General features: G+C 75.1%; 23 protein-coding genes. 13 read left to right on the top strand and 10 right to left on the bottom strand.

What is annotated here, in order from left to right:
* Positions 1-2: 2 nt before the first annotated feature.
* Positions 3-1,451: a lytic transglycosylase domain-containing protein gene (locus tag ACZ4WV_RS00915; protein WP_465741405.1), complete on the bottom strand. Its 1,449-nt coding sequence runs from the start codon at positions 1,449-1,451 to the stop codon at positions 3-5.
* 558 nt (positions 1,452-2,009) lie between these two features.
* Between ACZ4WV_RS00915 and ACZ4WV_RS00920 the strand changes: the two genes are divergently transcribed.
* Together ACZ4WV_RS00920 and ACZ4WV_RS00925 are read left to right on the top strand one after the other, a co-directional pair.
* Positions 2,010-2,423: a hypothetical protein gene (locus ACZ4WV_RS00920; RefSeq protein WP_465741407.1), complete on the top strand. Its 414-nt coding sequence runs from the start codon at positions 2,010-2,012 to the stop codon at positions 2,421-2,423.
* Between the two features lie 53 nt (positions 2,424-2,476).
* Positions 2,477-2,842, top strand: coding sequence for a hypothetical protein (locus ACZ4WV_RS00925; RefSeq protein ID WP_465741409.1), 366 nt, complete (start codon positions 2,477-2,479; stop codon positions 2,840-2,842).
* 51 nt (positions 2,843-2,893) lie between these two features.
* On the opposite strand, the gene ACZ4WV_RS00930 is transcribed toward ACZ4WV_RS00925, so the two are convergent.
* Both ACZ4WV_RS00930 and ACZ4WV_RS00935 read right to left on the bottom strand, forming a co-directional pair.
* Complete coding sequence (locus ACZ4WV_RS00930) at positions 2,894-4,444, bottom strand: alpha/beta hydrolase (RefSeq protein WP_465741411.1); 1,551 nt, start codon at positions 4,442-4,444, stop codon at positions 2,894-2,896.
* A gap of 127 nt (positions 4,445-4,571) precedes the next feature.
* A complete protein-coding gene (locus ACZ4WV_RS00935; RefSeq protein WP_465741413.1) occupies positions 4,572-5,210 on the bottom strand; it encodes an NAD(P)-dependent oxidoreductase in 639 nt (212 codons plus the stop codon).
* A gap of 256 nt (positions 5,211-5,466) precedes the next feature.
* On the opposite strand from ACZ4WV_RS00935, the gene ACZ4WV_RS00940 reads away from it, so the two are divergent.
* Entirely contained in the window at positions 5,467-5,964 is a 498-nt protein-coding gene (locus ACZ4WV_RS00940; protein ID WP_465741415.1) for a MarR family winged helix-turn-helix transcriptional regulator, read from the top strand.
* Here ACZ4WV_RS00940 and ACZ4WV_RS00945 read toward each other — a convergent pair whose 3' ends face one another.
* Entirely contained in the window at positions 5,965-6,864 is a 900-nt protein-coding gene (locus ACZ4WV_RS00945; RefSeq protein WP_465741417.1) for a methyltransferase domain-containing protein, read from the bottom strand.
* 28 nt (positions 6,865-6,892) lie between these two features.
* On the opposite strand from ACZ4WV_RS00945, the gene pdxR reads away from it, so the two are divergent.
* Positions 6,893-8,407 carry a MocR-like pyridoxine biosynthesis transcription factor PdxR gene (gene pdxR / locus ACZ4WV_RS00950; RefSeq protein ID WP_465741419.1) on the top strand — a complete coding sequence of 505 codons (1,515 nt, stop codon included), beginning with the start codon at positions 6,893-6,895 and terminating at the stop codon, positions 8,405-8,407.
* A 232-nt stretch (positions 8,408-8,639) separates the two neighbouring features.
* Positions 8,640-9,785 carry a glycoside hydrolase family 3 N-terminal domain-containing protein gene (locus tag ACZ4WV_RS00955; RefSeq protein ID WP_465741660.1) on the top strand — a complete coding sequence of 382 codons (1,146 nt, stop codon included), beginning with the start codon at positions 8,640-8,642 and terminating at the stop codon, positions 9,783-9,785.
* A 19-nt stretch (positions 9,786-9,804) separates the two neighbouring features.
* Here ACZ4WV_RS00955 and ACZ4WV_RS00960 read toward each other — a convergent pair whose 3' ends face one another.
* Positions 9,805-10,530 carry a polysaccharide deacetylase family protein gene (locus ACZ4WV_RS00960; protein WP_465741421.1) on the bottom strand — a complete coding sequence of 242 codons (726 nt, stop codon included), beginning with the start codon at positions 10,528-10,530 and terminating at the stop codon, positions 9,805-9,807.
* 219 nt (positions 10,531-10,749) lie between these two features.
* On the opposite strand from ACZ4WV_RS00960, the gene ACZ4WV_RS00965 reads away from it, so the two are divergent.
* Together ACZ4WV_RS00965 and ACZ4WV_RS00970 are read left to right on the top strand one after the other, a co-directional pair.
* Positions 10,750-11,094, top strand: coding sequence for an ArsR/SmtB family transcription factor (locus ACZ4WV_RS00965; protein WP_465741423.1), 345 nt, complete (start codon positions 10,750-10,752; stop codon positions 11,092-11,094).
* A gap of 82 nt (positions 11,095-11,176) precedes the next feature.
* Positions 11,177-11,320, top strand: a complete 144-nt coding sequence (locus ACZ4WV_RS00970; protein WP_465741425.1) for a DUF6126 family protein — start codon at positions 11,177-11,179, stop codon at positions 11,318-11,320.
* A 43-nt stretch (positions 11,321-11,363) separates the two neighbouring features.
* On the opposite strand, the gene ACZ4WV_RS00975 is transcribed toward ACZ4WV_RS00970, so the two are convergent.
* A complete protein-coding gene (locus tag ACZ4WV_RS00975; RefSeq protein ID WP_465741427.1) occupies positions 11,364-13,925 on the bottom strand; it encodes a cytochrome P450 in 2,562 nt (853 codons plus the stop codon).
* Between the two features lie 621 nt (positions 13,926-14,546).
* On the opposite strand from ACZ4WV_RS00975, the gene ACZ4WV_RS00980 reads away from it, so the two are divergent.
* The 3 genes from ACZ4WV_RS00980 to ACZ4WV_RS00990 all read left to right on the top strand — a co-directional run bounded on the left by ACZ4WV_RS00980 (position 14,547) and on the right by ACZ4WV_RS00990 (position 18,110).
* Positions 14,547-14,981, top strand: a complete 435-nt coding sequence (locus ACZ4WV_RS00980; RefSeq protein ID WP_465741429.1) for a hypothetical protein — start codon at positions 14,547-14,549, stop codon at positions 14,979-14,981.
* 219 nt (positions 14,982-15,200) lie between these two features.
* Positions 15,201-17,393 (top strand): RICIN domain-containing protein, encoded by a 2,193-nt coding sequence (locus tag ACZ4WV_RS00985; protein ID WP_465741431.1) that lies wholly within the window; start codon positions 15,201-15,203, stop codon positions 17,391-17,393.
* Positions 17,394-17,462: 69 nt separating this feature from the next.
* Positions 17,463-18,110 carry a hypothetical protein gene (locus tag ACZ4WV_RS00990; RefSeq protein WP_465741433.1) on the top strand — a complete coding sequence of 216 codons (648 nt, stop codon included), beginning with the start codon at positions 17,463-17,465 and terminating at the stop codon, positions 18,108-18,110.
* Positions 18,111-18,182: 72 nt separating this feature from the next.
* Here the strand turns inward: ACZ4WV_RS00990 and ACZ4WV_RS00995 are convergent, their stop codons facing one another.
* Both ACZ4WV_RS00995 and ACZ4WV_RS01000 read right to left on the bottom strand, forming a co-directional pair.
* Complete coding sequence (locus tag ACZ4WV_RS00995; protein WP_465741435.1) at positions 18,183-18,872, bottom strand: transglycosylase SLT domain-containing protein; 690 nt, start codon at positions 18,870-18,872, stop codon at positions 18,183-18,185.
* 72 nt (positions 18,873-18,944) lie between these two features.
* A complete protein-coding gene (locus ACZ4WV_RS01000) occupies positions 18,945-19,151 on the bottom strand; it encodes an antitoxin (protein ID WP_465741437.1) in 207 nt (68 codons plus the stop codon).
* Positions 19,152-19,407: 256 nt separating this feature from the next.
* On the opposite strand from ACZ4WV_RS01000, the gene ACZ4WV_RS01005 reads away from it, so the two are divergent.
* The gene (locus ACZ4WV_RS01005) at positions 19,408-19,983 is read left to right on the top strand and encodes a DUF6542 domain-containing protein (RefSeq protein WP_465741439.1); all 576 of its coding nucleotides are present in this window, start codon (positions 19,408-19,410) and stop codon (positions 19,981-19,983) included.
* Positions 19,976-21,592 carry an LCP family protein gene (locus ACZ4WV_RS01010; protein WP_465741441.1) on the top strand — a complete coding sequence of 539 codons (1,617 nt, stop codon included), beginning with the start codon at positions 19,976-19,978 and terminating at the stop codon, positions 21,590-21,592. Before ACZ4WV_RS01005 ends, ACZ4WV_RS01010 begins: the two co-directional genes overlap by 8 nt.
* Positions 21,593-21,664: 72 nt before the next feature.
* Here ACZ4WV_RS01010 and ACZ4WV_RS01015 read toward each other — a convergent pair whose 3' ends face one another.
* Both ACZ4WV_RS01015 and ACZ4WV_RS01020 read right to left on the bottom strand, forming a co-directional pair.
* Complete coding sequence (locus ACZ4WV_RS01015) at positions 21,665-22,471, bottom strand: nucleotidyltransferase domain-containing protein (protein WP_465741443.1); 807 nt, start codon at positions 22,469-22,471, stop codon at positions 21,665-21,667.
* Positions 22,472-22,598: 127 nt separating this feature from the next.
* Positions 22,599-23,786 (bottom strand): DUF6777 domain-containing protein, encoded by a 1,188-nt coding sequence (locus tag ACZ4WV_RS01020; RefSeq protein WP_465741445.1) that lies wholly within the window; start codon positions 23,784-23,786, stop codon positions 22,599-22,601.
* Positions 23,787-24,246: 460 nt separating this feature from the next.
* On the opposite strand from ACZ4WV_RS01020, the gene ACZ4WV_RS01025 reads away from it, so the two are divergent.
* Positions 24,247-25,587, top strand: coding sequence for a streptophobe family protein (locus ACZ4WV_RS01025; RefSeq protein ID WP_465741447.1), 1,341 nt, complete (start codon positions 24,247-24,249; stop codon positions 25,585-25,587).
* Positions 25,588-25,594: the final 7 nt, after the last annotated feature.

A 25,594-nucleotide genomic window follows, 5' to 3' on the forward strand; every position in this document is an offset into this window, starting at 1 on the left:
GGCTACTTCTTCGCCGGGGCCGCCGCGGGCGAAGGCGAGAGGGAGGCGCTCGGCGTGCTGCTCGGCGCCGCGGACGGGGTGGTGCCCGGGGTGCCGCTCGGGCTGGGCGTCGGGCAGCCGGGCGCGGTGGGGGAGCCGGACGGCGTGGCGGTGGCCGTGGGCGTGCCGGCCGGGGTGCCGGTCGGGGTCGCCGTGGGAGACGGGGCGCCGGTCGGTGCGGCGGTGCCGGAGGGCGTCCCGGTCGCCGTCGGGCTCGGGCAGGGCGTGCCCGTGCCCGTCGGGGTGCCGGTCGGCGTGCCCGTGGGGGTGGCCGTCGGGGAGGGCGAACCGGTCGCGGTGGCCGACGAGCTGGCGGAGGGCGACGGCGAGCCGCCGGGAGTCGGGGTGGTGGTCGGCTGCGGGGCCGTCGTCTGAGTCGGCGTCGGCGTCACCGGCGGCGTCGTCGGCTGCGGCTCGGGGGCGGGCGTGGTCGGCTGGACGTTCGGCGCCGGGCTCGCGCCGTTGCCGCTGGTCCCGTTGCCGGTGGTGTCGGCCGGGGGGAGCGGCGTGGGCAGGGCGCCGGGCAGGGGCGAGGCGCCGGCGCGGTCCGGGACGGCGCTGACCAGGCCGCTGCCGTAGTGGGCCATCCAGTTGCGCACCGTCCGCAGGTACTCCGTGGAGTTGTTGTAGCTGAGGACCGCCCGGTCGAGCTGGGCCGGATCGGCGAGGTCGCGGCCGCCCGCGCACAGGTAGCGGGCGGCGGCCTCGGCGGCGTCGAAGACGTTGTTCGGATCGGCCTTGCCGTCGCCGTTGGCGTCGGTGCCCCAGGAGGTCCAGGTGGACGGGATGAACTGCATCGGGCCGACGGCGCGGTCCCAGCGGGGATCGCCGTCGTAGCGTCCGCCGTCGGTGTCGGCTATCGCGGCAAAGCCGTTGCCGTCCAGCGCCGGGCCCAGGATCGGGGTCAGGGTGGTGCCGGCGGCGTCCACCTGGCCGCCGTTCGCCTGGCCGGACTCGACCTGGCCGATCGCCGCCAGCAGCTGCCAGGGCAGGTGGCAGCCGGGGCTGCGCTGGGCCAGCGACGCCTCGGCCTGCCGGTAGGCGGCGAAGACGGTGGCGGGCAGCGAGGCACCGGTGGCGGCGAACGGGCCGGCCGAGGGCGCGCCGGGCAGCGTGCCGGGCGGTTGGGGAAGTTGGACGGTGCCGCCGCCGTCGGCCGGCCGGCCGGTGCCGGGGGCGGCTGGGCCACCGAACGGGGAGGTCGGGGTGCCGGAGCCGTCGGCGCCCCGTGCGGTGGCGCCACCCGGTGCCGGATCGGCGTCCGCGGCGGCCGCCGTGGGGGCGAGCCCGAGGCCCGATACCTGAGAGCCGGTGAGTGCGGCCAGCGCGGCGAGTGCCGCTGCCGTCCCCGTGACCCGCTTGCCGAGCCGTGTCCGCCGCCCACCCCGAGCGTTGCCGAACCTCGCCGCCATCTGTTGCCCCTCCCCGTCGTCCGTCCGGACCGTCGCAGAGAGCGGTGGGCCCTCGTCCTCGTGCCCGCCCGCCCCGGCGGCAGCTGCCGCCGCGACGATTAGTATCACGACGATCTGACAGGGACAGGATGGCGGGGAGGCGACCGACGCCACCCCGAGGGGTGAACGCCGCACCTCAGCGGGGGTCCACCGGGCCCGAACCGATGCCGGCTCGAAGCGGCCGCGCGACCGGCGGACGGTCGACGCGCAGCTGAGACCGTTGCGGTGAGGGGGCGTTGGCTGAAGTCCCGGTCGACTGCGCCCCGAGTCTCCGGTGCTTCCCCGTCACCCGGTGCGGCGGATCGAAGCGCGGGGGTGGTACGTGGGCGTCGCGTCGGGCTCCCGGCGGCGCCCGCGGAACGACCGCGCTGACCTGCCCGGATACCGGCGCCGGTCCCCGACCATGTCTAGCAGGGCGGGCCGGTCGGCACCAGGGGGTGTCCCCAACTCGGCCCGGGAAGGATGACGTTCAGGTGAAAGTGGGCATGCCAGGAATGGCCGTCCGGCATGCTGTGCCGCGTGACCATGTGGATGGAGGCCGAAACCGTGAGCGCGAACCTGCCGGAGACCGTCGTCGAGGGAGCGGTCGTCCTGCCGGCACCCCCTCGGGTGGTGGACGACCTGGCTCGTGATCTGACCCAGGCCGCCGCCGCCGTCCGGGCGGTGTCGCGTTCCAGCCGGTCCACCGGCGGGGACGTCGCGGTGGCCGCCTACACCGCCGTGGTGTGCACCGGCCGTTCGGCGGCCCGGGCCCTGGAGGAGGCGGCCGCCTGGTGCCGCCAGGCCCCGGACGCCGAGGTCCACTCGCTGGCCTGGGCCCGGGTGCCGGGGCACCGGGAGGGCGTCCACGAGTACCGCGTCACCATGGCCGTCAGCTTCCCGGACGACGAGACCGGCGAGTACCTCGGCGACACCCACCACGCCTGCCGCTGAGTTCGCCGCCCAGGGGCAGCGGGCTGGGGACCCTGAGGCCGTATCATCGGCGCATGGGTGTTGGGGGCACGAACGACAGGGTCGACGGCGGCGGCGCGGACGAAGGCGCCCGCCACGGGGTCAGTGGTGCCGCGGAGGCCGCCGCCGCGCCGGCCGGCTCTCCCGCGCCGGTTCCGGTGGCCGGCGAGGACGGCTCGCGGGAGTTGTCGCGGGCCGCTGCCGTCGGGGTCACCGTGCTGGCGATCCTGTGCGGCTGCACGGTGATGCTGGCCATGTTCAGCTGGCTGGGCTGGAGCGTCCCCGGTGTGGGCTGGATCGTCGCCAAGGCCGGGATCAAGCTGGCCGTCGGCGGCTTCGCCGGGCTGGCCGTGGCCGCCGCCTGGGCCCGCGCCAGGCTGCGGGCGGGTTCCGGGAGTTGACCGCTCACCCGGCCGCCCGGCCCGGTCACCCGGCCTGACCCGCAGCACTGATCAACTGATCTGATCAACTGACCTGGGGATGGGGCAGGTGACGTCGTGGGCGGGCGCCTCGCCGTCCAGCAGGTAGCGCTCGACGGTGTCGGTGACACAGGGGTCGGAGCCCGGGTACTGGCCGTGATTGCCGTTCCCCGTGACGGTGACCAGCTTCGAGCCGCGCAGCGCACGGTGCGCGCCGAGCGCCGCCTCGTAGTACGTCGCCGGGTCATGCAGCGAGTTGAGCATCAGGACCGGGGGCAGGTGGGCGCCGGTGACCTTGACCTTCGGCGCCGGGTCCGTCGGCCAGACCGCGCAGACCGAGCTGAAGGCGAGCGTTCGCGCGCCGACCAGCGGGTAGCGGGCGGTGTTCTGCACACCGCGCTCGATCCAGGTGCCCATGTCCTTGGTCCACGGGGTGTCGCCGCACGTCACCGAGAAGTACTCGGCGAGGAACTCCGGGCTGAGGTACTGGCCGAACAGCTGCCGGGCTGTCTGCTGGGCGGTCGGGTCGGCGTTCGGCCAGTCGTCCAGCGCCGTCAGCGCGCGGGCGAGCAGGGGGAAGGCCTTCTCGCTGTAGATCGCGTTGATCGTGCCGTTGTCCAGCTGGTTGGGTCCGAGGGTCAACGACCCGTCGGTGATGGGCCGGTCGTGCAGGGCGGCGCGCCGCTGCTCCCAGTGCGCCTGGACCTCCGCCGGGGTCGAGCCCCAGTGGTAGGTGGCGTCCCGGGCCGCCATCCAGGGCAGGAAGTCCTGCTCGAAGCGCCGCTGGAAGCTCATGGGCTGGCCCAGTTCGAACTGTTCCCAGCTGCCGTCGAAGCCGATGTTGCTGTCCAGCACCATCCGCTCGACCCGGTGCGGGAAGAGCGTCCCGTAGTAGGCGCCGATCATGGTGGCGTAGGAGCCACCGTAGTAGCTGATCTTCTTCTCGCCGAGCAGGGAGCGGTAGAGGTCCATGTCGTGGACGGTCTGCTCGGTGGTCAGGTACGGCAGCAGGTCGCCGCTGTGTTCCTCGCAGCCGGCGACCAGCTTGCGCGAGTCGGCGATCACCCGGTCGATCGCCTCGGGGGACTGGTCGCGGTAGTCGCCGGCCAGGAACTCCTGGAACTCCTCCGGGGTCTGGCACTGGGCGTGGGTGCTGCGGCCGACGCCGCGCTGGTCGAAGCTGACGATGTCGTAGGCGGCGGCGACGGCGGGGGCGGCCTGCGCCAGGTCCGCCGGGCGCAGCAGGCCCTGCCCGCCCGGCCCGCCGGCGGCCTCCATCAGCGTCCCCCTGCGCTTCGCCGGGTCGGCGACGCGGTGCCGGGAGACGGCGATGCTCAGATCGGCTCCGACGCCGGGCTGGTGCCAGTCGCGCGGGACGGCCATGGTCGCGCACTCCAGTGCGGGCTGCCCCTGGCAGGGCTGCCAGTCGAGGGTCTGGTGGGCGTAGCGGGCGGGCACGGCCTCGGCGTCGCCCGGGTTGCGGGCGGCGTCGGCGTTGGCGGTGGCGGGCAGGGCGAGCGAGGCCAGGACGGCGGTGGCGACGGCGGCGGCCGTGCGGCGGGTGCGGGATGCGGTGGTGTTCACGGGAACGATCGTGTCCCGCACGGCAGCTGACGGACGATGATGCAGGGCACCCTCTTCTGGGTGGTGCTGGGTACACCCCTTCCGGGTGGAGGGGTGTACCCGGTGGCCGTTTCCCGCTGCCGGTGGCTCAGTAGCCGGCGGTGAAACGGGCGCGCCGGTGGGCGGGGTTCTCCGCCTCGTCGAGCAGGGCGACGGCGAGGTCCTCCATCGAGATCGCCGAGTTGCCCTCGGTGTCGACGAGAAGTTCGTCGCGGCCGAGCCGGAACCGGCCGGTGCGCGTGCCCGGTTCGAGCAGGGCGGCGGGGCTCAGGTAGGTCCAGTCCACCTTCTCGTCCGAGCGGTAGAGGTCCAGCTGTTCACCGCAGGCCAGCGCGATCGCCCGGATCCCGTCGGGGAAGCCGGGGGACTCCATGAGGAGGGTGCCGTCGGTGCCCGGCACGGTCAGGCTGCCCGCGCCGCCGACCGCGATCAGGCGCACGCCCGTCCCGGCCAGGCCGTCCAGCAGGCCCCGGGTGGCGGCGGTCAGCTCGTGCTCGTGGCCGGGCCCGGGGCGGGTGGCGGTGATCACCAGGTCCTGCCCGGCGGCGATCCGGATGACGTCGCCGGGGTCGCGGGCGTCGCCGACGGCGAGGGTGACGGTGGACGGCAGCTCGTGCGGCTTGGCCGGATCCCGTACGACGGCGGTGACCTCGTGGCCCCGGGCGAGCGCTTCGGCCACGACGCGGCGGCCGACGTTGCCGGTGGCGCCGAACACGGTGATGCGCATGAAGGTTTCTCCTTGGCTGGGACGACTGGATTTCTGGATTTCAGGACAGGGCTGCGCTGCGGAGTCCTGCCTCTGGGCGACGAGCAGCGAGGCGAGCAGCAGGGCGTCGGCGCACCAGCACGATGGCGAGCAGGTTCCTTAGTGCTAAGCAAATGTACCTCACCGCTAAGGCATTTCTCGGCGGCCTCGATCGGTGATGTGGCTCACAGTTACCTCACCGCTAAGGAAACTGTCGGGCATCGCCTACCCTGAAGCCGTGGCAGATCATGTGGACCGCGTAGTCGCGCAGTGGGCCGCCGAACGGCCCGACCTGGACGTCTCCCCGATGGAGGTGTTCGGCCGGCTCAAGCGCCTCTACCGCCTGGTGGACGCGGAGCTCAACCGCACCTTCGCCGAACACGGCCTGGACGCCGCCTCCTTCGACGTCCTCGCCACCCTCAAACGCAGCGGCCCGCCCTACCGCCTCACCCCCACCCGCCTGATGCGGTCCGCCATGGTCACCTCCGGTGCCATCACCCAGCGCCTGGACCGCCTGGAGGCCCGCGGCCTGGTCACCCGCACCCGCAGTGACCAGGACGGCCGCAGCCGTGAGGTGGAACTCACCCCCGACGGCCACGCCCTGATCGACCGCGCCCTGCCCGACCACGTCGCCAGCGGACACCGCATGCTGGCGGGCCTGGACGACGACCGGCGGACCGCCCTCGTCGACGCCATGCGCGCCCTGCTCGCGGACCTCGGGGACGACTCGGGCTGATCAACCGTTCGCGGGCTTGACCGCCACCGCCTTGAAGAAGGTGTAGTGAAAGGTCCCGTCCGGCTCGGCCGCGCGGCGCAGCTCCGCGACGCCACGGTCGAAGGCCTGCGCGGTGGTCAGCCCGGCGGCCAGTGCCTCCGCTCGGACCGCCTCCACCATCGCGACGAAGGTCCGCAGGGTGAAGCCCTCCGCCAGGGCCGGGCGGCCGCCGTCCGCGTACGCGGTACGCGGGCGCACCATGACCTCCGTGAACCCGGCGGCCGTCAGCAGCGGGTAGAGCCGGCGGCCGATCAGGGCGTCGCCGCCCGCCTCAGCCTGGAGCCGGACGAGGTGGTCGACCGTACGGCGGGCCGCCGCGCTCTCCGGGTGGAAGAGGGCCGAGCCGTGATCACCCTCGATCACGGTGATCGTCCCGCCCGGCCGCAGCACCCGGCGCAGCGCCGCCAGGCCGGCCGTCGGGTCGGGCAGGTGCTCCAGCACGAAGCACAGGAAGACGTGGTCGAACGCGCCGTCCGGGAAGGGCAGTCGGTGCAGGTCGCCGTGGTGCCAGGCGACCTGCGCGGCGGGCGCCTGGGCGGCGACCCGGGCCCGGGCCTGGGCCAGCGAGTCCGCCGAGAGGTCCGCGGCGGTCAGCAGCACCCCCGGGCTGGCGGCCAGCAGGTGCACCGTCTGGGCCCCGACCCCGCAGCCCGCCTCCAGCACCCGGCTGCCCGCCGGATAGGCGGTGCCGGCGTGCAGCAACTCGGCGAGGGTGTCGGCCTGGTCGCCGAGGCGCTGGGCCTCGGTGTCCGAGTAGCCGTGGACGTACGGGCTGGGCCGGGTGTTCGGCTCGGTGGTCACGCCGGTCGTCATGCCGGTGGTCACGCCGGTGGTCACGCCGGTGGTCATGTCGGTGGTCATGGGGCCACCCTCGCGCCAGTATGGACCGGTGAACAGGTCCAAAGACGAGGCCGCTGACAGGTCCAAAGATCGGGGAGCGGACTTCCTCCAGCTCGACGCCGCCGACGCCCCGAACGGCGGCCTCACCGAATGGCTGGTCCGCCGACTGCGCGAGGCCGTCGCCGACGGGCGCCTCCCGGCAGGCACCCGACTGCCCGCCAGCCGTGTGCTCGCGGCCGAACTCGGCGTCTCCCGAGGGGTGGTGACCGACGCCTACCGCCGACTCGCCGAAGCCGGGCAGGTCGCCGGACGGGGCAGGGGCGGCACGGTGGTGGTCGCGGCCCCGGCCCCCGCGGCCGCCCCCGCGCCGCGCCGGCCGGTGCCCGTCCTCTTCCGCGACGGCCCGGACGCCGAGGTGTTCGACCACCTGCGCGCGGCCCCGGCCCGGATCGACCTCACCCCGGGCCTCCCCGACCTGGCCGCCTTCCCGCGCGCCGCCTGGCTGCGCGCCGAGCGGGCCGTCCTCGACGGCCTCGCCGCCCACCACCTCGGCTACGGCGACGTCCGGGGCGCGCCCGCCCTGCGCGGGGCCGTCGCCAGCTGGCTGGCCCGCAACCGGGGCATCCGCGCCGACCCCGAGGAGGTGCTGGTCGTCGCCGGCACGGCCCAGGCCCTCGCCCTGCTCGGCCGTGCCCTCGGGCGCCTCGGCATCACCGAGGTCGCGGTCGAGGACCCCGGCTCGCTCGGCGCCCGCCAGCACCTCGCCCACTGGCTCGCCGCGACCCCGCCCGTGCCCGTCGACGCGCAGGGCATCCGCGTCGACGCCCTGCGCGCCACCGGCGCCCCGGCCGTGCTGCTCACCCCCGCCCACCAGTACCCGACCGGGGTCGTCCTCGGCGGCGAGCGTCGCCGCGAACTCCTGGGCTGGGCAAGCGCAGGCGGGCTCGTCATCGAGGACGACTACGACGCCGAGCACCGCTACGACCGCCCGCCCCTGCCCGCGCTCCGGGCCGCCCTGCCGGACCAGGTCTGCTACGCCGGCAGCATCTCCAAACTGCTCGCCCCCGCCCTGCGCACCGGCTGGCTGCTGGTGCCCGCGCGGCTGCGCGACGCCGTCCTGGACGCCAAGCGCTTCGCCGACCTCGGCAACCCGGTGCTGCCCCAGCTGGTCCTCGCCCGGCTGATGGAGTCCGGCGAACTCGAGCGCCACCTGCGCCTGTTGCGCCGCCGCCACCGCCGCCGCCGGGACGCGATGATCGCCGCCGTCCGCAGCCACCTGCCCGGCGCCACGGTGCACGGCGCGGCCGCGGGCCTGCACCTGATGCTCACCCTCCCCGAGCAACCCGGCTGGAGCGACACCGCATTGGCCACGGCCGCGCTCGCCGCAGGCGTGAAGGTCCAGCCGCTCTCCTGGCACGCCCGCCTCCCCCATCCGCCGGGCCTGGTCCTCGGCTATGCGGCGTGCTCCCCGGCCGAGATCGACGAAGGCGTGGCAGTCCTGGGCCGACTCGCCCGCCGTACGGCACACCGGCCCGCCACACCGGGGCGGCCTCGCTTCGGGTGAGTACCGCCTCGTACGGGTCGCGCTCGGCGGCGGCCTCGAAGGTGCCCGGTTCACCCGGATGGGCCCGGCCCCGGCAGGTCGGCCGCCTCGCCCAGCGGGCTCGGACCGTCGGCAGGGAGGGCTGGGCGAGGGCGGCCAAGGAGCCCGTGGGCGGCCTTCACGCGGAGATGCCGGACGGCCCGGCCCTGGGTACGCTGACGGACCGTATGCCGCTGCTCACCCTGGAGGCGTGATGGCCCCGTTCCGGCGTATTGCCCGCCTCGGGTCGGTGCTGCTGGTGCTCGGGGCCGTGCTGGGGTCGGTCCCGGCCGGGTCGGCGACGCGCGGCGGCGGGACTCCCGGGGAGCGGACCGCGACGACGACCGGTCAGGACGAGGACTCGCACCAGCTCGCGGGACGCCGGATCGTGCTGTCCTACCCGGGCCCGACCCCGCCCCCCGAGGTGCTGAGCACCATCCGGGAGGGGCGCGCGGCCGGGGTCATCCTGTTCGGCGAGAACGTCACCGGCCCCGAACAGCTCGCCGAAGCGGTGGCCCAGCTGAAGCAGGCCGCCGCCGAGGCGCCGTACCCGCGCCCGCTGCTGCTGATGACCGACCAGGAGGGCGGAAAGGTCCGCCGGCTGCCGGGCGCCCCCGAACTCTCCGCCCGCCGCACCGGCTCGGCCCCGAATCCCTTCCTCGCCGCCGTGGACTCCGGCACCGGCGCCGCGGCCACGCTCACCGGCGCCGGGCTGAACGTCAACCTCGCCCCGGTGCTCGACGTCTACGACACCCCGGACGACTTCATCGACCACTTCGAGCGCTCCTACGGCCAGGACCCCGCCCGCGTCGGGGAGTTGGGCAGCGCCTTCGTCACCGCGCAACAGAGCCACGGAGTCGCCGCCACCGCCAAGCACTTCCCCGGCCTGGGCTCGGCCGCCCGCGACGAGAACACCGACGCCCGCCCCGTCACCCTCCCCGTGCCCCTGGCGCAGCTCCGCAGCCGCGGCGAGGCCCCGTACCGTGCCGCCATCGCGGCGGGCGTCCGCCTGGTGATGGCCTCCTGGGCGATCTACCCGGCCCTGGACCCCGACCGCCCGGCGGGCTTCTCACCCACGGTCATCCAGGGCGAACTGCGCGACCGCCTCGGTTTCCGCGGCGTGACCATCACCGACGCCCTGGAGGCCGACGCCCTCACGCCCTTCGGCGGCACCGGAACCCGGGCCGTCTCCGCCGCTGCCGCGGGCATGGACCTCATCCTCTGCTCCGCCCGCGACCCACAGCAGGGCGAGGACGCCACGCAGGCCCTCGCCGACGCCCTCGACTCCGGCCGCCTCGACCGCGCGGCCTTCACCCGGGCCGTCACCCGGGTGGACGCCCTGCGGGAAGCACTGCGCTGACCAGCTGCTCCCGGGACGACTACGGGCCGAGCAGGGTGCGCAGGTCGATGAGGCGGTAGCCGCGGGCCCGGGCGCCGTCGATGATGCGGGGCAGGGCTTCGGCGTCCAGGCAGGTGGTGGGGCCGCCTTCGTCGGTGGCGCCGACGTGGAGCTGGAGGATCGCGCCCGGGGTGAGGGCGGTGAGGGCCCGGTCGACGGCGCGGTCGGTGGTCATGCCGTGTCCGGGGCCGAGGTAGCCGTTGGTGTCGGCGGTGTACTCCAGGTCCGCGTAGCCGAGCCCGTTGACGGTGCCGACGGCCTGCGGGGTGCTCGCGCTGTACGGGAAGCGGAAGAAGGGCAGCGGGTCGGTGCCGGCGGCGCGGCGGATGGCGGAGCCGGCCCGGCGGACCTCGGCGCGGGCCTGGCCGGGGGTGAGGGTGGTGAAGTCCGGGTGGCTGTAGGAGTGGTTGCCGAGGCCGTGGCCCGCGGCGGCGATGGCGCGGAGGGCACGGGGGTGCCGGTCGGCGAAGTCGCCGGTGGGGCAGAAGACGGCGGGGGCGGCGCGGTCGTGCAGTACGGCGAGGACGGTGTCCAGCCCGGTCTCGTTCCAGGCCGCGTTGAAGGTGAGGGCGACGACGTGCTCCTCGGTGGGGATCCGGCGGAGTTCGGCGCCGAGCAGGGCCGGGGGAGCCGGGGCGAAGGCCGTGAGCGTGGCGGAGACGGTGAGGGCGAGCAGGGCCGCGACGGCGGCGCGGAGACGGTTCACCCCGGGTTCAACGCGGCGACGGCCGGAATGCCACGAGCCTTCGCCCGTCCAGGTGGCGCCCCTCCCGTGGCCGTGGAGCCGCCGTGTGAGGGAGGTCACCTCCGGCTGTGACGACTTGAAGAAATCTTCATCTGTCGACATGATGCCTAGCGGCCACGGCGTCACCGACCCCGCCCGGCCGGACGAGCACCGAGCCGGATCCGAGAGAGGGAGCGGACCATGCCGGTCCCGCTGTACCAGGCCAAGGCGGAGTTCTTCCGCACCCTCGGCCACCCCGTCCGGATCCGGGTGCTGGAACTGCTCCAGGACGGTCCCCGGCCGGTGCGCGAGCTGCTCGCGGAGATCGAGATCGAGCCGTCCAACCTCTCGCAGCAGCTCGCGGTGTTGCGCCGCACCCAGTTGGTCATCGCCAGCCGTGAGGGCAACACGGTGGTGTACGCGCTCAGCACCCCGGACGTCGCCGAGCTGCTGCGCGCGGCGCGCCGGATCCTGACCGAGCTGATCACGGACCAGGGCACGCTGCTCACCGAGCTCCGCGCGAGCGGCGGCCGGTCACGGCGCTGAGCCCGCCACCCAGCCGCAGCCGTGGACCGCAGCCGTGGAGCCGCAGAGCCGCGGAGCCGTCCGAACCGAGGAGAACCGCACCATGAGCGACCGCGCCGGTGACAGTACCGACGAGGAGAAGAGCCGTCGCAAGGCGATGCTGATCCGCGCGGGCGTCTACGTCTTCGCCACCCACCTGTTCGCCGGCTTCGTCCTGCTGCTCTTCGCGCTCGGCGGCCGCAGGTAGCGGCGGCACGGGGAGCACCGCCGCTCGCCGCGCGCCGCAGGGGTCAGCGCGGCCGCGTGTCCGGCACCAGGTAGCGGTCGCTGGTGCTGGTCCAGAGGTGCACGCCCGCGACCAGCTCCCGGGTGCCGTCCAGGTACCAGCGCCCCGCCGGGTGGCGGCGGCCCAGCTCGCGGCGCAGTGCCTCGTTCTCCTGCCGCAGCCGGGAGACCCGGGCGCGCACCGCGCGGACGGCCCGGACTCGGGTGCAGCCGCGGATCCGCTGCAGGGTGAGGACGGTGTTGAAGGCGGCCGCGCTCTGCCGTTCCTCCCGCTCCAGCGAGTAGAGGTCGTTGATCAGCGTGGCCGCGTCGGCGGTATTGGCGCGAAGGCGGTGCAGCGCGGGCTCCGCGTACAGGGCGGCGGGGACTTCGGCGCCGCGGACCCGTTCCAGTATGTTCATGAACGGATAGACGCAACTGCCGTGGCGGCGCAGCCGCATGGTGTCCGCGAGGCTCAGGCCGAGCGCGGGAACGGTTCCGCGGGCGCGGTGTTCGGCCTCGGCGGGGAAGGTGGCCAGACAGGCCCGCCACTCGCGGGCGGCCCGGGCGCGCCAGGCGGGCGACATCGAGTCGGTCTGGCGGTCCCAGAGCTCGCGCCAGGTGGTGAGCAGCCGGTCGTCGGCGGGGCCCGCGGGTTCGGCGCGGTCGAGTGCGGCGACCAGCAGGCCCACCAGGGCGCGGGCCTTGGCGGGGTGGCGCCCGGGCGGGCCGTCGAAGCGGTCGTCCAGGATGGTGAACCAGCCGAGCATGTCGATCAGCAGGTCGAGCTCCGGGCCCCGGACCAGCGGGAAGGCGTGGCCGATCAGCTCGTGCAGCGCGTAGGCCTGGTAGCCGGGCAGCTCGTCGGGGGTGAGCAGGCCGTGGCGGAGCGCCCAGTCGGCGTGCCGGCCGGCGGAGGCGCGCAGCTCGGCGGGCGGGCGGTGCGGGGCGGGCGCGGCCGGGAAGACCGGGGCGGAAGTGGTGCCAGCGGCAGCAGGGGCGGCAGGGGCGCCGGTGAACGGGCAGCGCCCGGCCGCCGTCCGCCCGTCGGCCTCCGCCGTCGTCCGCCCGTCGGCCGCCGGGGCCGCCGGGTCGTCCGTTCTCGGGACGGTCGAGCCGCCCCCCGCCGGCCCCGTCCCGGCGGTCGCGCGCGGCGCCAACCGTACCCGCAGCCCCTGTGCCTGGACGGTGGTCCACACCACCTCCCGGGCTCGCGACCCCGGTACCGCGACCGGCCGCCAGCGGCGCAGGATCGCCGCCGCCGCGACGGTCAGCTCCGCCCAGGCGAAGGCCTCTCCGATGCACTTGTGCTTGCCCGCCCCGAACGGCAGGAAGGACGGCCGTCCGACGCCGCCGGTGTCCTGCCAGCGTTCGGGGCGGAAGGCGAGCGGTTCGGGGTAGCGCACCGGATCGCGGTGCAGGGCGGTGAGGCTGTAGAGCAGTTCCGTGCCGGCCGGGATGCGGTACGGGCCGAGCTCGACCGGTACCTGGGCGGTGCGCATCAGGAAGGCGTTGGGCGCGTGCAGCCGCACCACCTCCTGGGTGACGCTGCGGGTGTAGGTGAGCCGCGCCAGCGCCTCCGGAGTGGGGACGGCGCCGACGGGCAGGTGTTCGTCCAGTTCGGCGAGGAGGCGCGCCTCCACCTCGGGGTGGCGCAGGAGTTCGTCCAGCAGCCAGGTCAGGGTGGTGGAGACGGTCTCCGTGCCGGCGCCGAACATGGTGATCGCCTCGGAGCGGACGTCGGCCTCGGTGATCGGACGGCCGGTGGCCGGGTCGGTGGCGGCGCGCAGCAGGGCCGGCAGGGTGCCCCGGCGCGCGCCCGTGGTCCGCGGATCCGCGAGGTCGGCCAGGCCGGTACGGCGGTTGACGGCCTGGTCGACGACCCGGTTGAGCACCCGGACGGCGGCGTCGAAGCGGCGGTTGACGGGAAGCGGCAGCCGGGCGAACGCCGGGTGGGGGTAGAGGGATTGGACGATCTGGCCCTTCACCAGGTCCGGCAGCGCCCGGTGGAAGGCGAGGGTGGCGTCCTCGCTGAGCCGGGCGTCGAACAGCGAGCGGGTGACGATCTCCAGGGCGAGGTGGTTCATCTCCTTGGCCACGTCGAGGACTTGGCCGGGCCGCCAGCCTCCGGCGCGCTCCTCGGTGACCTGGTGCATCACGGCCAGGTACTCGGCCATCCGGTCCGGGCCGAAGGCGGGCTGGATGGTCCGGCGGCGGTCGCGGTGGGCCTGGCCCTCGGACATCAGCAAGCCGTCGCCGAAGGCCGTCTTCAGGGTGTCCTGGACGGCGCCGCGCGGACAGTCGTGGGCGCGCGCGACCAGCAGGGTGTGGACCAGCCGGGCGTCGGTGACCACGCAGACGGTGCGCGACCCGAGTCGGATGCGGACCACGCCGCCGTGGCGGGCCAGCGAGCCGAGGAAGCCGAGCGGGTCACGCAGCAGGGCGGCGGCGTGGCCGAGGCCGGGCAGGGCGCCGGGGGCGAGCGGGGGGACGGCCGGGCGGCTCGTGGGGGCGGGGGGCGGAGCGGTTCTCGGCGGGACGATCCGTTTCCGTGTCTCTGCCAGCAGGGCATCAGTCAGCAGGGTCATGACACTACCTCTCACCAGAGGGGGACCGGTGCGGACGGTACCGGGGGAGGGCACCGGGCGGGCCGGGCGGGAGACGGGGGACCGGCGAGCGCGGACCCCGCGTGCGCTGCTGTGGGACGGCGCACGCCATAGGAAACGCGCCGGTCTCGCGGGCGTTGCGCCGAGCACGGGCGGATCACTCCAACGGCCGATCGGCTCGAGCGCCGGAGCCCACCCCGAAACGCCGGGCTGACCTGCGCGGATGCCACCCCGCCGGTGGCCCGCACAGGTCGGCGGGCAGGGCCTTTGGACCCTCGCCGAGCGGGTGTGCGAGGGTCAGCATGGTGTGCGGGAGAAGGGGGATCTGATGACCCGTCCGCACCGGCGGTCCGCTCTCGGCGTCCGGGTGGGGGACCGGCCGCGAACTGCCCGGCGGGGAAGCCGGCTGGGCCCGGGCCCGTGGCGCCGCCCCCGTGCTCGGCCACCGACGCCATGGCGGCGCCCGCGGCCGCGACGAACACGACGGCCTGATAACGCCCGTGTCGGACGGCCCCGGTGGGGCAGGAACCCACACGGCACAGGACTGATCAGAGGGATTCCACCGACTCGGCACGCACCGACGCCACGACAGGGGACCGGACCATGGACTGCGACGACGAGGTCATGCTGACCGTCCGGATCACCGCCGCCGAGCGGGCACTGCTGCGGGACCTGGCCCGCGGCCACGGCGGCGACATCTCCGAAGTGGCGGTCGACGGCCTGCTGGAGGTCGTCCCCGCGCTGCACGACGACGCCTGCGTGCTGCCGCTGCGGCGCGTCCTCGCCCGGCCCGCGCCCTGCGCGCTGACGCTCTGGCTGCCCGCCCCGGTCGCGGACCTGCTGCCGCTGCTGGGTGAGCGGCTCGTACGCACCGCCGGGCCGGCCGCCGGACCGGCCAGCGCCGCCCTCTCCGCCGCGCTGCGCCTCTGGCTCGTCGGGGACCGCACGGTGCTCGCCGCCGGACTGGTCCGTCTGCACGGCGGCCGCGGCACCGGAAGGCCGGCGGCCGGGCGGACCGGGATCACCGTCGCGGCGTGACCAGGTCCGCTCCCGCCCGGTGACCAGCACTCACCTGCCGCGCGGCAACGGCACTTCCCGCCCTCGCGACCCCCGCGTCCAGGGCTTCGAACGCGTTGAAGAATTCCGCAAGAGGTTTCTGTTATTCCCGGCCGTCCCAGCCGCTCTCCGGAGTGTCGGAAGGTCCGGGCGCCCCACCACGAGCGGGCGCGCGGGCCGTCGCACGAGGAAAGGAACGCGATGGGACACCGGAGCAGCGAGCTCCGCCGGCGCAGGCGCCGTCGGTTCACCCGCAGGAGCACCCTGGTCGCCGTGGCAGTGGCGGCCGGACTGCTCGCAGGCACCCTGGGCCTGCGCACCGCGCTCGAGCCGGCGGCCGTGCACAACGCGGTCGCGGCGGCCGACATCCAGGCGGACCGGGCCGACGCGGGCACGGACGGCGGCGACGGCGGTCCCGGCGAGACCGGCAGCGCCGAGGGCGCCACCAGGGCGCCCGCCCCCAAGCGGGACGAGAAGGCCGCCGCGCCCAAGGCGATACCCAAGGACCAGCCCGATCGCGGCCTGGTCTACGCGGGACTGAGCCTGCCGACCGGCGACCGCTGCGGCAACATGCTGGAGGTGACCGGCAGCACCCAGTGCAGCCACGGCCCGGACGTCCCGCCGAAGGACACGGACATCCACAAGGACGTCGCGCCGGTCGCCGCGCCGGCCGCCCAGGCGCCCGCGCTCACCCCGGCGCCCGACGCCCAACCGCCGTCCGCGGCCGAGCTGCTGAAGGGCGGCGCGCCCGTCCTCGACGCGGCCCAGAAGGCCCTGCTGAGCGACTCCGGCACCGCGGGCGCCCCGCAGAGCGCCCCGGCCCAAGCCCCGGCCGCCGGATCGGGGCTGGTCTGCGAGGGTGACGGCACCAGCGGAAACCGCGTCCAGGTGGTGTACGTGCACACCCCGGGCAACGACCGCTTCGCCCAGTACCTCTCCTCGTTCAAGAAGTGGGCCGCCGACGTCGACGTGATCTACAACGCCAGCGCCCAGGAGACCGGCGGTGTGCGCCACGTCCGCTTCGTGACCGAAGCCGACTGCACCGCCTCGGTGCTGAACGTGCAGATCTCCGACTCCGAGATCCAGGACTTCAACGCGAGCAACCGCGCCCTCGCCGCGCAGGGGTTCAACCGCAAGGACCGCAAGTACATGATGTTCACCGACGCCAAGGTGTACTGCGGCATCGGCACCTTCGCCGGGGACGAGCGCCCCGGCCAGGACAACCTCAGCAACTTCGGCCCCTCCTACGGCCGCACCGACGCCGGCTGCTGGAGCGGCTCCACCGCCGCCCACGAACTCGGCCACAACCTGGGCGCGGTGAACAACAGCGCGCCCAACTCCAGCAAGGCGGGCCACTGCACGGACGAGTGGGACATCATGTGCTACTCGGACGCCCCCTACTATCCGCAGATGCGGACCGTCTGCCCGGATCGCGCCCATGACGACCGGCTCGACTGCAACCACGACGACTACTACAACACCAACCCGGCGCCCGGCAGTTACCTCACCACGCACTGGAACGTCGCCAACAACCGCTTCCTCATCGCGGGCAACGGCACCGGCCCGAACCCCACGCCCACGCCCACTCCGACGCCCACGGGCTCGCCCACCCGCACGCCCTCGCCGTCCCCGACGCCCACCGGCAGCCCCACCGCCACGCCGACCGGATCGCCCTCGCCGACCGCGACCCCGACCACGGGCGGCGGCAACTTGCCTGCGGTGGCGGCCAGTCAGATCACCCAGAACTCCGTGATGCTGAGCTGGAACGCCGTCCCCGGCGCAGCCGGTTACGACGTCCAGCTGAACGGGCAGACCATCGGCACCGTCCGCTCCACCGTCGTCGGCGTGGTCCGCCTGGCGCCCGACACTTCCTACACCGTGGCGGTCGCGGTCCGCGACGCCGCCGGAGCCGTCGGCAAGCCCGGCCGCGCCGCCACCTTCCGCACCCTCGCCGACGCGGGCCGCCCGCAGCCCGGCACCCACTACACCATGGTCAACGGCCTCACCGGCCAGGCCGCCGACCTGTGGGGCAGCTCGATGAACGACGGCACCGTGGCCATCGCCTACCAGCGCACCGGCTACGCCAACCAGAAGTGGGCCTTCGAGGACGCTGGAAACGGCGCCGTGCGGATCAAGTCCGCCCGCTCCGGCAAGTGCCTGCAACTCGGCGGTACCGCCGTCGCCGGCCAGTACGTCGCGCAGCAGCCGTGCGCCGACACCGCCGCCCAGAAGTGGCGGCTCAACGCCGTCGACGGCGGCTTCACCGTCACCGCGGACGGCTCCGCCCTGGTGCTCGGGCTCAGCGACCGCTGGTACTACGGCGGTTGGCTGCTGGAGCTGCAGCAGCCGAACAGCCGGCCGCAGCAGAGCTGGTCACTGCTGAAGACCGCGTAAGCGCGCGCACGTCCACCCGGCGCCACTGCTCCCGTACTTGTACCTCCACCGCCCCGAGGAATGCCCGCCATGCGAACCCGCCCGCTCCTCGCCGCCCTCGCCCTCGCCGCCGCGGCCGTCCTGCCCGCCGCCGTACCCGCCGCCGCCCACGGCGACTCCGTCCACCTGGAGGTGACCGGCCAGCAGAACGGACACGTCAGCACCGTCGCCACCTGGGAGAACGACCACGACCCGGTCACCGAGGAGTTCGCCGGAACGCTCTCCGCGACGGCCGACGACGGCCGTGGCGCCGGCCCCTGGCGCCTGGTCGCCGTCCCCGGCCGGCCGGGGACGTACACCACCCGCGAGCTGCTCCCCGCCGGGCACTGGCGGGTGACCGTCGACTGCGCGTTCCCCTCGCTCGGCCACGGCGAGCGCGAACTCGACGTCGAGGCGGCCGCGATCACCGATCCGGCACCGGTCGGCGCGAGCCCGGCGGGCGGGCCCACGGCCGCGACCGCGGCGCCGACCCCCGGGCCGGCGGCGCCCACCCCGGCGACGGCGGCGACGGCGACGGCGGTGGCGGTGGCCTCCCCGGCCGCCGTGGCGGCCACCAGCACGGCCCCCGGCGACGACGGCGCCGACGCCACCACCACCTGGGCCGCCGTCGGCACGGCCGCCGCGGCCGTCCTGCTGGTCGCCGCCGGCTTCTGGCTGCGCCGCCGCACCCGCGGCTGACACCGCCTGCGCCCGAAGGCCGCCTGGCTGACACAAGCCCGCCTCACGGCGGCGCGGCTGGCGGCGGCGGACCTACTTCACGGCCTCGCCGGACTTCGCCCAGTTGTCGTGCAGGCGGTCGAGGTACGACTGCGCCTGCGGGCCGATCTTGACGCCCCGGGCGAAGGCCAGCATGTTGCCCGCGCCCGCGTTGTAGCCGAGGGCCAGCAGTTCGTCCTTGTTCAGCGGCGCGCTCGGCCGGGCGGGCAACTGCCCGGCGAGGTCGTGGAGGTGCCAGGCGGCCGCCTGGATGGCCAGGTCGCGGTCGTCCGGCAGCTCCTCCCACTGGCGGGAGGCGAACGGCCGGCCCGCCTTGGTGTCGTCGAAGGCGGCCCGGTGCATGTTGGCGATGCCGAAGGAGGCGTCGGGCTTTCCGCGCTGCCAGGCCCGTTCGAGGTCCGGGTCGTGCGGCTTGTACGACTCGTTGTAGAGGATCGCCATCAGCAGCTGCGGCTCGACCCCGGCCTCGGCGGCGTACCTGCGCACCGGCGCCGCGTAGTCGGCCGGGTCGTAGCGGCCGGAGGGCTTCGACGGCGCGGCCGAGGACGCACCGGCGGACGGCGCTCCCGACGGCGCCGCGCCGCCCGGGGCCGAGGAGGGGGACGGCGCGGAGGAGGCCGCGGTGTCGTGCCCGCCCCCGCGGACGATGCCCCAGCCGGCCGCGACCAGGACACCGATGACGAGCCAGCGCCCCCAGCGCGGCCCCTTCCGCTCCTCGCCCACCGGTTCCGGCCCCTCCCCGTCCGCCCGCACCGTCGTTCGTTCGTCGTACAGCCGATCGTGCCCCGTGCGGGCCTATTCGGCGCTCTTCCCGTCCCCGTCGAGGTTGCGCAGGAAGTCCTTCGCCTTCTCGACGCCGGTGTCGATCTGCCCGCTGTACTTGCCGTCCGTGCGCTCGTCGATCGCGTCGCCGACCTTCTCCAGGCCCTGCCCCAGCACCTCGCCGTGCTCGCGGGCGAGGTCGGCGGCCTTGTCCGCGAGGTTCTTCAGACTCTCAAACATGGTGACGCTCTGCTCCTCTGGCGCGTTCCTGTTGGTGTGCCGACGTGGCGGGGATCATGGTCATCCTAACGACGGCCCACCGGGCGGTGGGCGCCTGCCGGATGACGGCGGGTGACTTTGCTGGAATGGGTTTGTATGCTCCAGCCCGACTTCTACAGATTTGTAAAAGTCGGGAGCGCCGCAGGACGGAAGGCGTCCCGGCCCAGGCGGTGGCGTGGTCGCGCCGCCGCAGCCGAAACGATCGAGGGAAGTGCGCATGGCCGGCCAGCGGGCGAGAACGCCGTACCAGGACGCGGGGACTCGCACCGGGGATCCTGCGGTGCCCGCCCAGCGCTCCCTTGCGGCCGACGGCGGTACGCCCGACCCGACCGGGGGCACCCGGGCCCGGCGCACCGGGGCCTCGCGCCGCCGCCCGCAGCCGCGCCGGCGCAGCGGCCGGCTCGCGGCCCTGTCGGCCGTCGGACCGCCCCTGCTCGGCGCCGTGGCGGACGAGCTGGTCGGCCCCGGCGTCGGCGTCCTCTTCGCGCTCGGCGCGGTGCTCGGCACGGCCGCCGCGGCCGTGCTGTGCGGCCCTGCCGGGCGGTGGTGGGTCTTCACCGGTGCTCCAGTCGTGGTGCTGCTGACGGCCTCGGGCGTGGAGTACCTGGCGAATCCCGGCAAGTACCAGGGGAAGGCCATCGGCACCGGCGCGGTGCGCTGGGTGGTCGGGGCGTTCCCGGTGATGGCGGCGGCGTTGGCCGCCGCGCTGCTGGTCATCGTGGTCAGGGCCGTGCTCGACCGCCGCCGGCCCGGCAGGGCCGCCGTCCCCCGCGGAAGGAGTCACCGTGGCTGAACGCGGCCACCAACCCCCGTCCCGGCCCAAGCCCCGCTCCCGTTCCCGCGGCCGGACGCCGCGCCGGCCCGCCCCGCTGACCGTCGCGGGCCGCACCTTCGCCTGCACCGTGTCGATCGCCGTGCTGGGCGCCAGCGGCTTCACCTGGTACGAGTACCGCAGCCTGGACGACGGCATGATCAAGTCCACCGCGCTGAGCGAGGCCAGGAAGAACGCCCCGCGGCACCCGGACAAGTCCGTCAACCTGCTGCTGATCGGCCTCGACAGCCGCAAGGACATGGACGGCAACGACCTGCCCAAGCAGTTCGTCGAGGACGAACTGCACGCCGGCTCGAGCGAGATCGGCGGCTACAACACGAACGCCCTGATCGTGCTGCACATCCCGTCCAACGGCGGGAAGGTCGCGGCGCTGTCCGTCCCGCGCGACGACTACGTGCAGACCGTCGGCGCCGACGGCAGGATGCACAAGATCAAGGAGGCCTACGGCATCGCCAAGGAGGCCGCCGAGGCGAAGCTCGCGGGCAAGGGCCTGTCCAAGGCGGAGCTGGAGCGGCAGAGCCGCGAGGCCGGGCGCTCGGCCACCATCCAGACCGTGCAGAGCTTCCTGGACGTCCCGATCGACCACTTCGCGGAGGTCAACCTGATCGGCTTCTACGACATCGCCAAGGCGGTGGAGCCGATCCAGGTCTGCCTCAACCACCCGGTGGACGATCCGATCATCGCCCGCACCGCCACCCACGAGGGCGGCGGCACCGGCCTCAAGCTGCCTGCCGGAATCAGCTCGCTCGACGCGGCCCAGGCACTGTCCTTCGTCCGCCAGCGCCACCACCTCACCAACGGCGACCTCGACCGCACCCACCGGCAGCAGGCGTTCATCTCCTCCGTCGAGTACAAGCTCAAGCAGCAGGGCATCCTCAACGACTTCGGGCAGATGCAGAAGCTGTTCGGGGTGGTGAAGAAGGACGTCGTCATCGACAACGAGTGGAACGTCCTCGACTTCGCCCAGCAGGCGCCCAACCTGACCGGCGGCAACGTCGAGTTCAACACCCTGCCGATCACCGGGTTCAAGTCCGTCGGCGGGCAGGAGGTCAACACCGTCAACCCCGACCTGATCAAGAAGATCGTCCAGCAGCTCTTCAACCGCGAACCGGCGCCCGCGGCCCCGGCCGGAGCGCCGGGTGCGGCCCCGGGCGACCAGCCCGCCACGACGGCCCCCCCGGCCGCCACGCCCAAGTCCGTGGTGGACGTCAACGCGGCGGCGGGCGCGGGCGCGGCCGCCACCGAGTCCAAGGCGCTCGCCGAACTCGGTTACCAGGCGGGGAAGATCGGTGACGCCCCGGCGCGGACCCGGGCGACGACGGTGGCGTACGGCAGCGGAGCCAAGGCCGACGCCCAGCAGATCGCGGCCCGCTACGCGGTCACCGCCGTCCCGGCCTCCGCCGTCCCGGCGGGGCACGTCGTGGTCACCCTCGCCGCCCCCCGGACGCCGACGCAATCCCCGGCGGCACCCACCCCCGGTACCTCGCCCGACGGCGCCACCGATCCGGCCGCCGGGCTGCCGATGCAAGGGCCGGCCGTGAAGGCGGGCGGGATTCCCTGCGTGGACTGAGGGCGGACGGCGGGCGTTCACGACGCCCTCCCGGCCGGTCGGGGAAGGCCTGCCGGACGAGAGGGCGGTCGGTCACGGGCGCGGGGCCTTCTCGCCGTGGACGGCGCGATACTCGGCGGCCAGCCAGGGTCCGAGGTCGTCGATGAGCGCGGCGAGGGTCGCGCGGTCGGTGGTCGGGGTGCGGGCGGTGGCGGCGGCGAGGCGCAGCTGGGCGGCGCGGTCGGGGTAGTAGCCGGCGAAGACCTCGGCGGAGGCGGCCAGATCGCTCGTCCAGCCGCCCCAGCGGGGCATCACCAGGGTGAAGCCGGTGCGGACCAGCCGGCGGGAGACGGTGCGACTGAGCAGCCGGAGCTCGGCGTCCGAGCGCGCGGCGGCCAGCCGGTCGCGCCAGCCGGGGAGCGCGAGCGCGAGGTCGCCGTTGGTCTCGCGGGCGAGCAGGGAGGTCGGGCGGTAGCGGGGGAGTCGCCCGGCGAGGTCCGGGCCGAGCAGCGGCGTGCACAGGCAGGCGACGAACCAGCCCAGGTCGTGGCGCTCCAGGTCGCTCAGCACCGTGCCGGTGGAGAGCAGGAGCACGCCGACGCCGTCGACCTGGGGGAAGGTGGCGTCCAGGCCGGCCTCGAGGGCGTCGGCCTCGGCGCGGTCCGCGGCGGTGGGCTCGTGGTGCAGGACGAGCAGCAGGTCGAGGTCGGAGACGCCGGGGGTCGCGGTGCCGCGCGGGATGCTGCCGTACAGGTAGGCGCTGTGCAGCCGGGCCGGGTCGAAGGCCGCGGCGATCCGCTCCCGGGCGGTGTCGACCACCGGTGCGAACGCCGCGGTCACCTGCGCCGGCGAGCCCTCCCGTGCGATGTATCCGTCCTGGTCCAGTCCCCTGTCGGTCATGGCGGCACTCTGCCCGCCGGCCGCGCCGTTGGCCAGCGAATAACCCGCGCAGCGGTGCTGCTGCCCCGAGACGGGCCGCTGCCACCGGCCGCGGGCGGGACGGTGGCAGCGGGGCCGTCGGGCGTGCTCAGGAGGTGGCGCCGGCCGTCGTCGGGCACGGCGGCAGGGTCGACGGGGTCGGCGGCGAACTGGTCAGGCAGGTCGGGGTGGCGGTGTTGCGCGTGGTCGCGGTCGTCGTCCCGGTGCCCGTGGTGGTGCTGGTGCTCGTCGTCGTGGTCTGCCCGGTCGGCGACCGGGTGATCGCCGGGGTGGAGGCGGAGGAGGTGCCCGTCGTCGCGGTCGTCCCCGACGGCTTGGCCGAACCGGTCGAGGCCGAGGCCGAGCCCGTCCCCGTCGAGGCGCCCGAGGACGTCGCGCCGGAGGAGGTCGCACCCGAGGTGCTCGCCGAGCCGGACCCCGAGGTGGCGCCGGAGGTCGAGGACCCCGCCGACGGCGTGCCCGGCGTCCACGGGGCCGGGGGCGGGATGCCCGGCACCAGCGGGCCCTTCGGCGGCGCCACGCCCTTGTCCACCACCTCGGCCCGCCCGGTCAGCCGGGCGAACCAGCCGCCCGTCTCGACGTTGACCAGGATGAGCTCGGTCACCGGCTGCGGCGCCGGGACCACGACGACCAGCGAGGCCGGCTGGAAGCCCGGCCACGGCCGCCCGACGTACTTGGCGCCGGAGACCAGCACCGGAGGCTTCAGGGGGTTGCCGCAGGAGCAGCGCACCCGTGGCACGCCCTGGGCGTCCACCAGGACGGCCGTGCCGGCCTGGAGCGCCGACTGGTACTCCGTCACCGCGCCGCTCTGGTAGCTGTGGTTGGTCACCCGGGTGTCCACCCGCAGGTACGCCGAGGTCAGCGAGCGCAGGTAGGACGGGATCGCGGACTGCTGGATGCCCGCGGCGGAGGCCCAGGCCCGGCCCTTGTCACCGGCGGAGACCATGGTGATCAGGCGTTCGGTGTCGCAGCTCGGCTTGGACATCGTGCCGGCGTAGAGCCCGTCGGACGTCCCCTTGACGCTGTGCAGGGCGGCGGGGGAGGTGCTGTTGCCGCCCTGTCCGGGCTGCTGCGTCCGGGAGCTCGCCGGGGCGGCCGCCGGGGTCACCGGGGTGGTTTCCACCGACGGGGTGAACGGGTCCGGCCCGGAGTCGGCCGGAGTCTGCAGGGCCACCTCGTTGGCGGTCGGCACCGTCTGGGTCTTGTTGCCGCCGCCCTGGTTGCTGACGATCAGCACGGTCGCCACCACCGCGGCCGCCAGCGTGGCCGCCGCCACCGCCAGGCCCCTCCCGGAGCGCCACCACGGCGTGCGCGGTCCACGACCGCCCCCGGTGCTGCCGTTCCCCCCACCGTCCGAGGGCGGCCCGGTCGGCCCCGACGGGCCGGAGGGCGGCGGGGGTACGGACGGAGGTCCGGCCGCACCGCCACCCGAGGGGGGTCCGGCCAGGGGGCCGGACGGGGGACCGGAGGGCGGGCCGAAGGGCGGCTCGCTCGGCGGACCGGAGGGAGGCGGTTGGGAACTCATCGAGGCTCCGTTTCGCAGGCGGCCGGCGGTACGGCCGGCACGGGAAGCTCCTGCCGTGGGGGTTTCCTTTCTCCCCCGGAGCCCCCGTCACCGCAACAGCAGGTTTCCGGTCGTCGCCGAGCGTGCCCACCGGCCGTCGGTCAGGCTGGGAGCCGACACCCCGCGGCGACGCCCGGGGACCGGACGTGCCCGCTCAGCCCGAGGAGGCGACATGCAGCAGCCCACCACCCGGGCGGCCGGCCCGCCCGGCGCCGTCCGCGGCTGGCTGGACGCGCTCGCGGTCGTGCTGGCCGGCCTGGTCGCGATGGCGGTGGTCGCCGCGCTCGGCCTCTGGCTGGCCGGCGCCGACGACCTCCCGGAGGGCGGCTTCCCGCCCGTACTGGCCGCGACGCTGGCGCTCGCCGTCGGCGGCTCCGTCCAACTCGACGGCGGGGCAGGCAGTTTCGCCGCCGTGGACGCCGGCGTCACCGCGATGCCGCTCACCGTGTCGCTGGTCGGCGCCGTCGCGATGGCCGAGGTGTTCCTGCGTCAGCTGCGCTTCCGGGCGGTGGCCGGGGGCGGCGAACTGCTGGGCCGGATCGCCCGGACGGTGCTGCTCTGGCTGCTCGCCCTGGTGCTGATCACCGTCGTCGCCCGGCACACCTTCACGGTGCCGCTGGGCGGCAGCCTCGCCCAGACCATCGGCCGGGTGCTCGGACTCACCCCGGAGGTCGGCTTCCACGCGGAGGGCGCGACCACCATCGGCATCGGGCTGGCCTGGATGCTGCTCGTCCTCGCCGCCGCCTTCGCGGTGTCCCGGCGGGCGCCGCTGCCCGGCGCCCTGCTGCGCTACCAACTCGCCGTCCGTCCGCCCGCCTTCGCGCTCTGGGCGGTCCTGCTGGCGTACCTGGCGATCGGCGCGGTGGCCGGCGTGGTCACCGCGATCGTGCACGGCAACGCCCGGCAGACCCTGGCGGTGGTGGTGCTCGCGCTGCCCGACCTGGTCTGGCTGGCCTTCGGCCTCGGGCTCGGTGCCCAGTGGCACGGCCGACTGACCGGTGCCCTGGGCCTGCCCGTCCCCGAACCGCTCAGCGCGGTGCTGCGCGCCCCGAACGGGCAGGAGGCGACCCTCGACCTCGGCACCCTGGCCGACCGCGACCTGAGGAGCTGGTGGCTGCTGCCGGTGGCCGCCGTTCTGCTGCTCGCCGCCGCCTTCCTCGCCGCCCACCGCTCCCCGCGCACCGTCCGGCTCTGGCAGCACGCCGTCCGCTTCGCCCTGGCCACGGCCGTCACCGTGCTGCTGGTCGGACTGTGGACCAGGGTCGACGCCGACTACGGGCTCTCCGTCCTGGGCGTCGGCCTCGGCCAGGGCGGCCTCGCCGATCTGCTCGGCACGGTGCTCGGCGGCAGCGGCCCGCTGCCCGGGCTGGGCAGCGGCAGCCTGACCCTGCGCCCGGTGCTGTGGACGGCCGTCCCGCTGGCGGCGGGCTGGGGGCTGGTCACCGGCGCGCTGGGCGCCCTGCTGGCGGCCCGGGTCCGGCATCTCGGCGAGGTGCCGGAGGGCGGGCGCTGAGCGGCGC

This window comes from Kitasatospora sp. NPDC029312 (assembly GCF_055569215.1).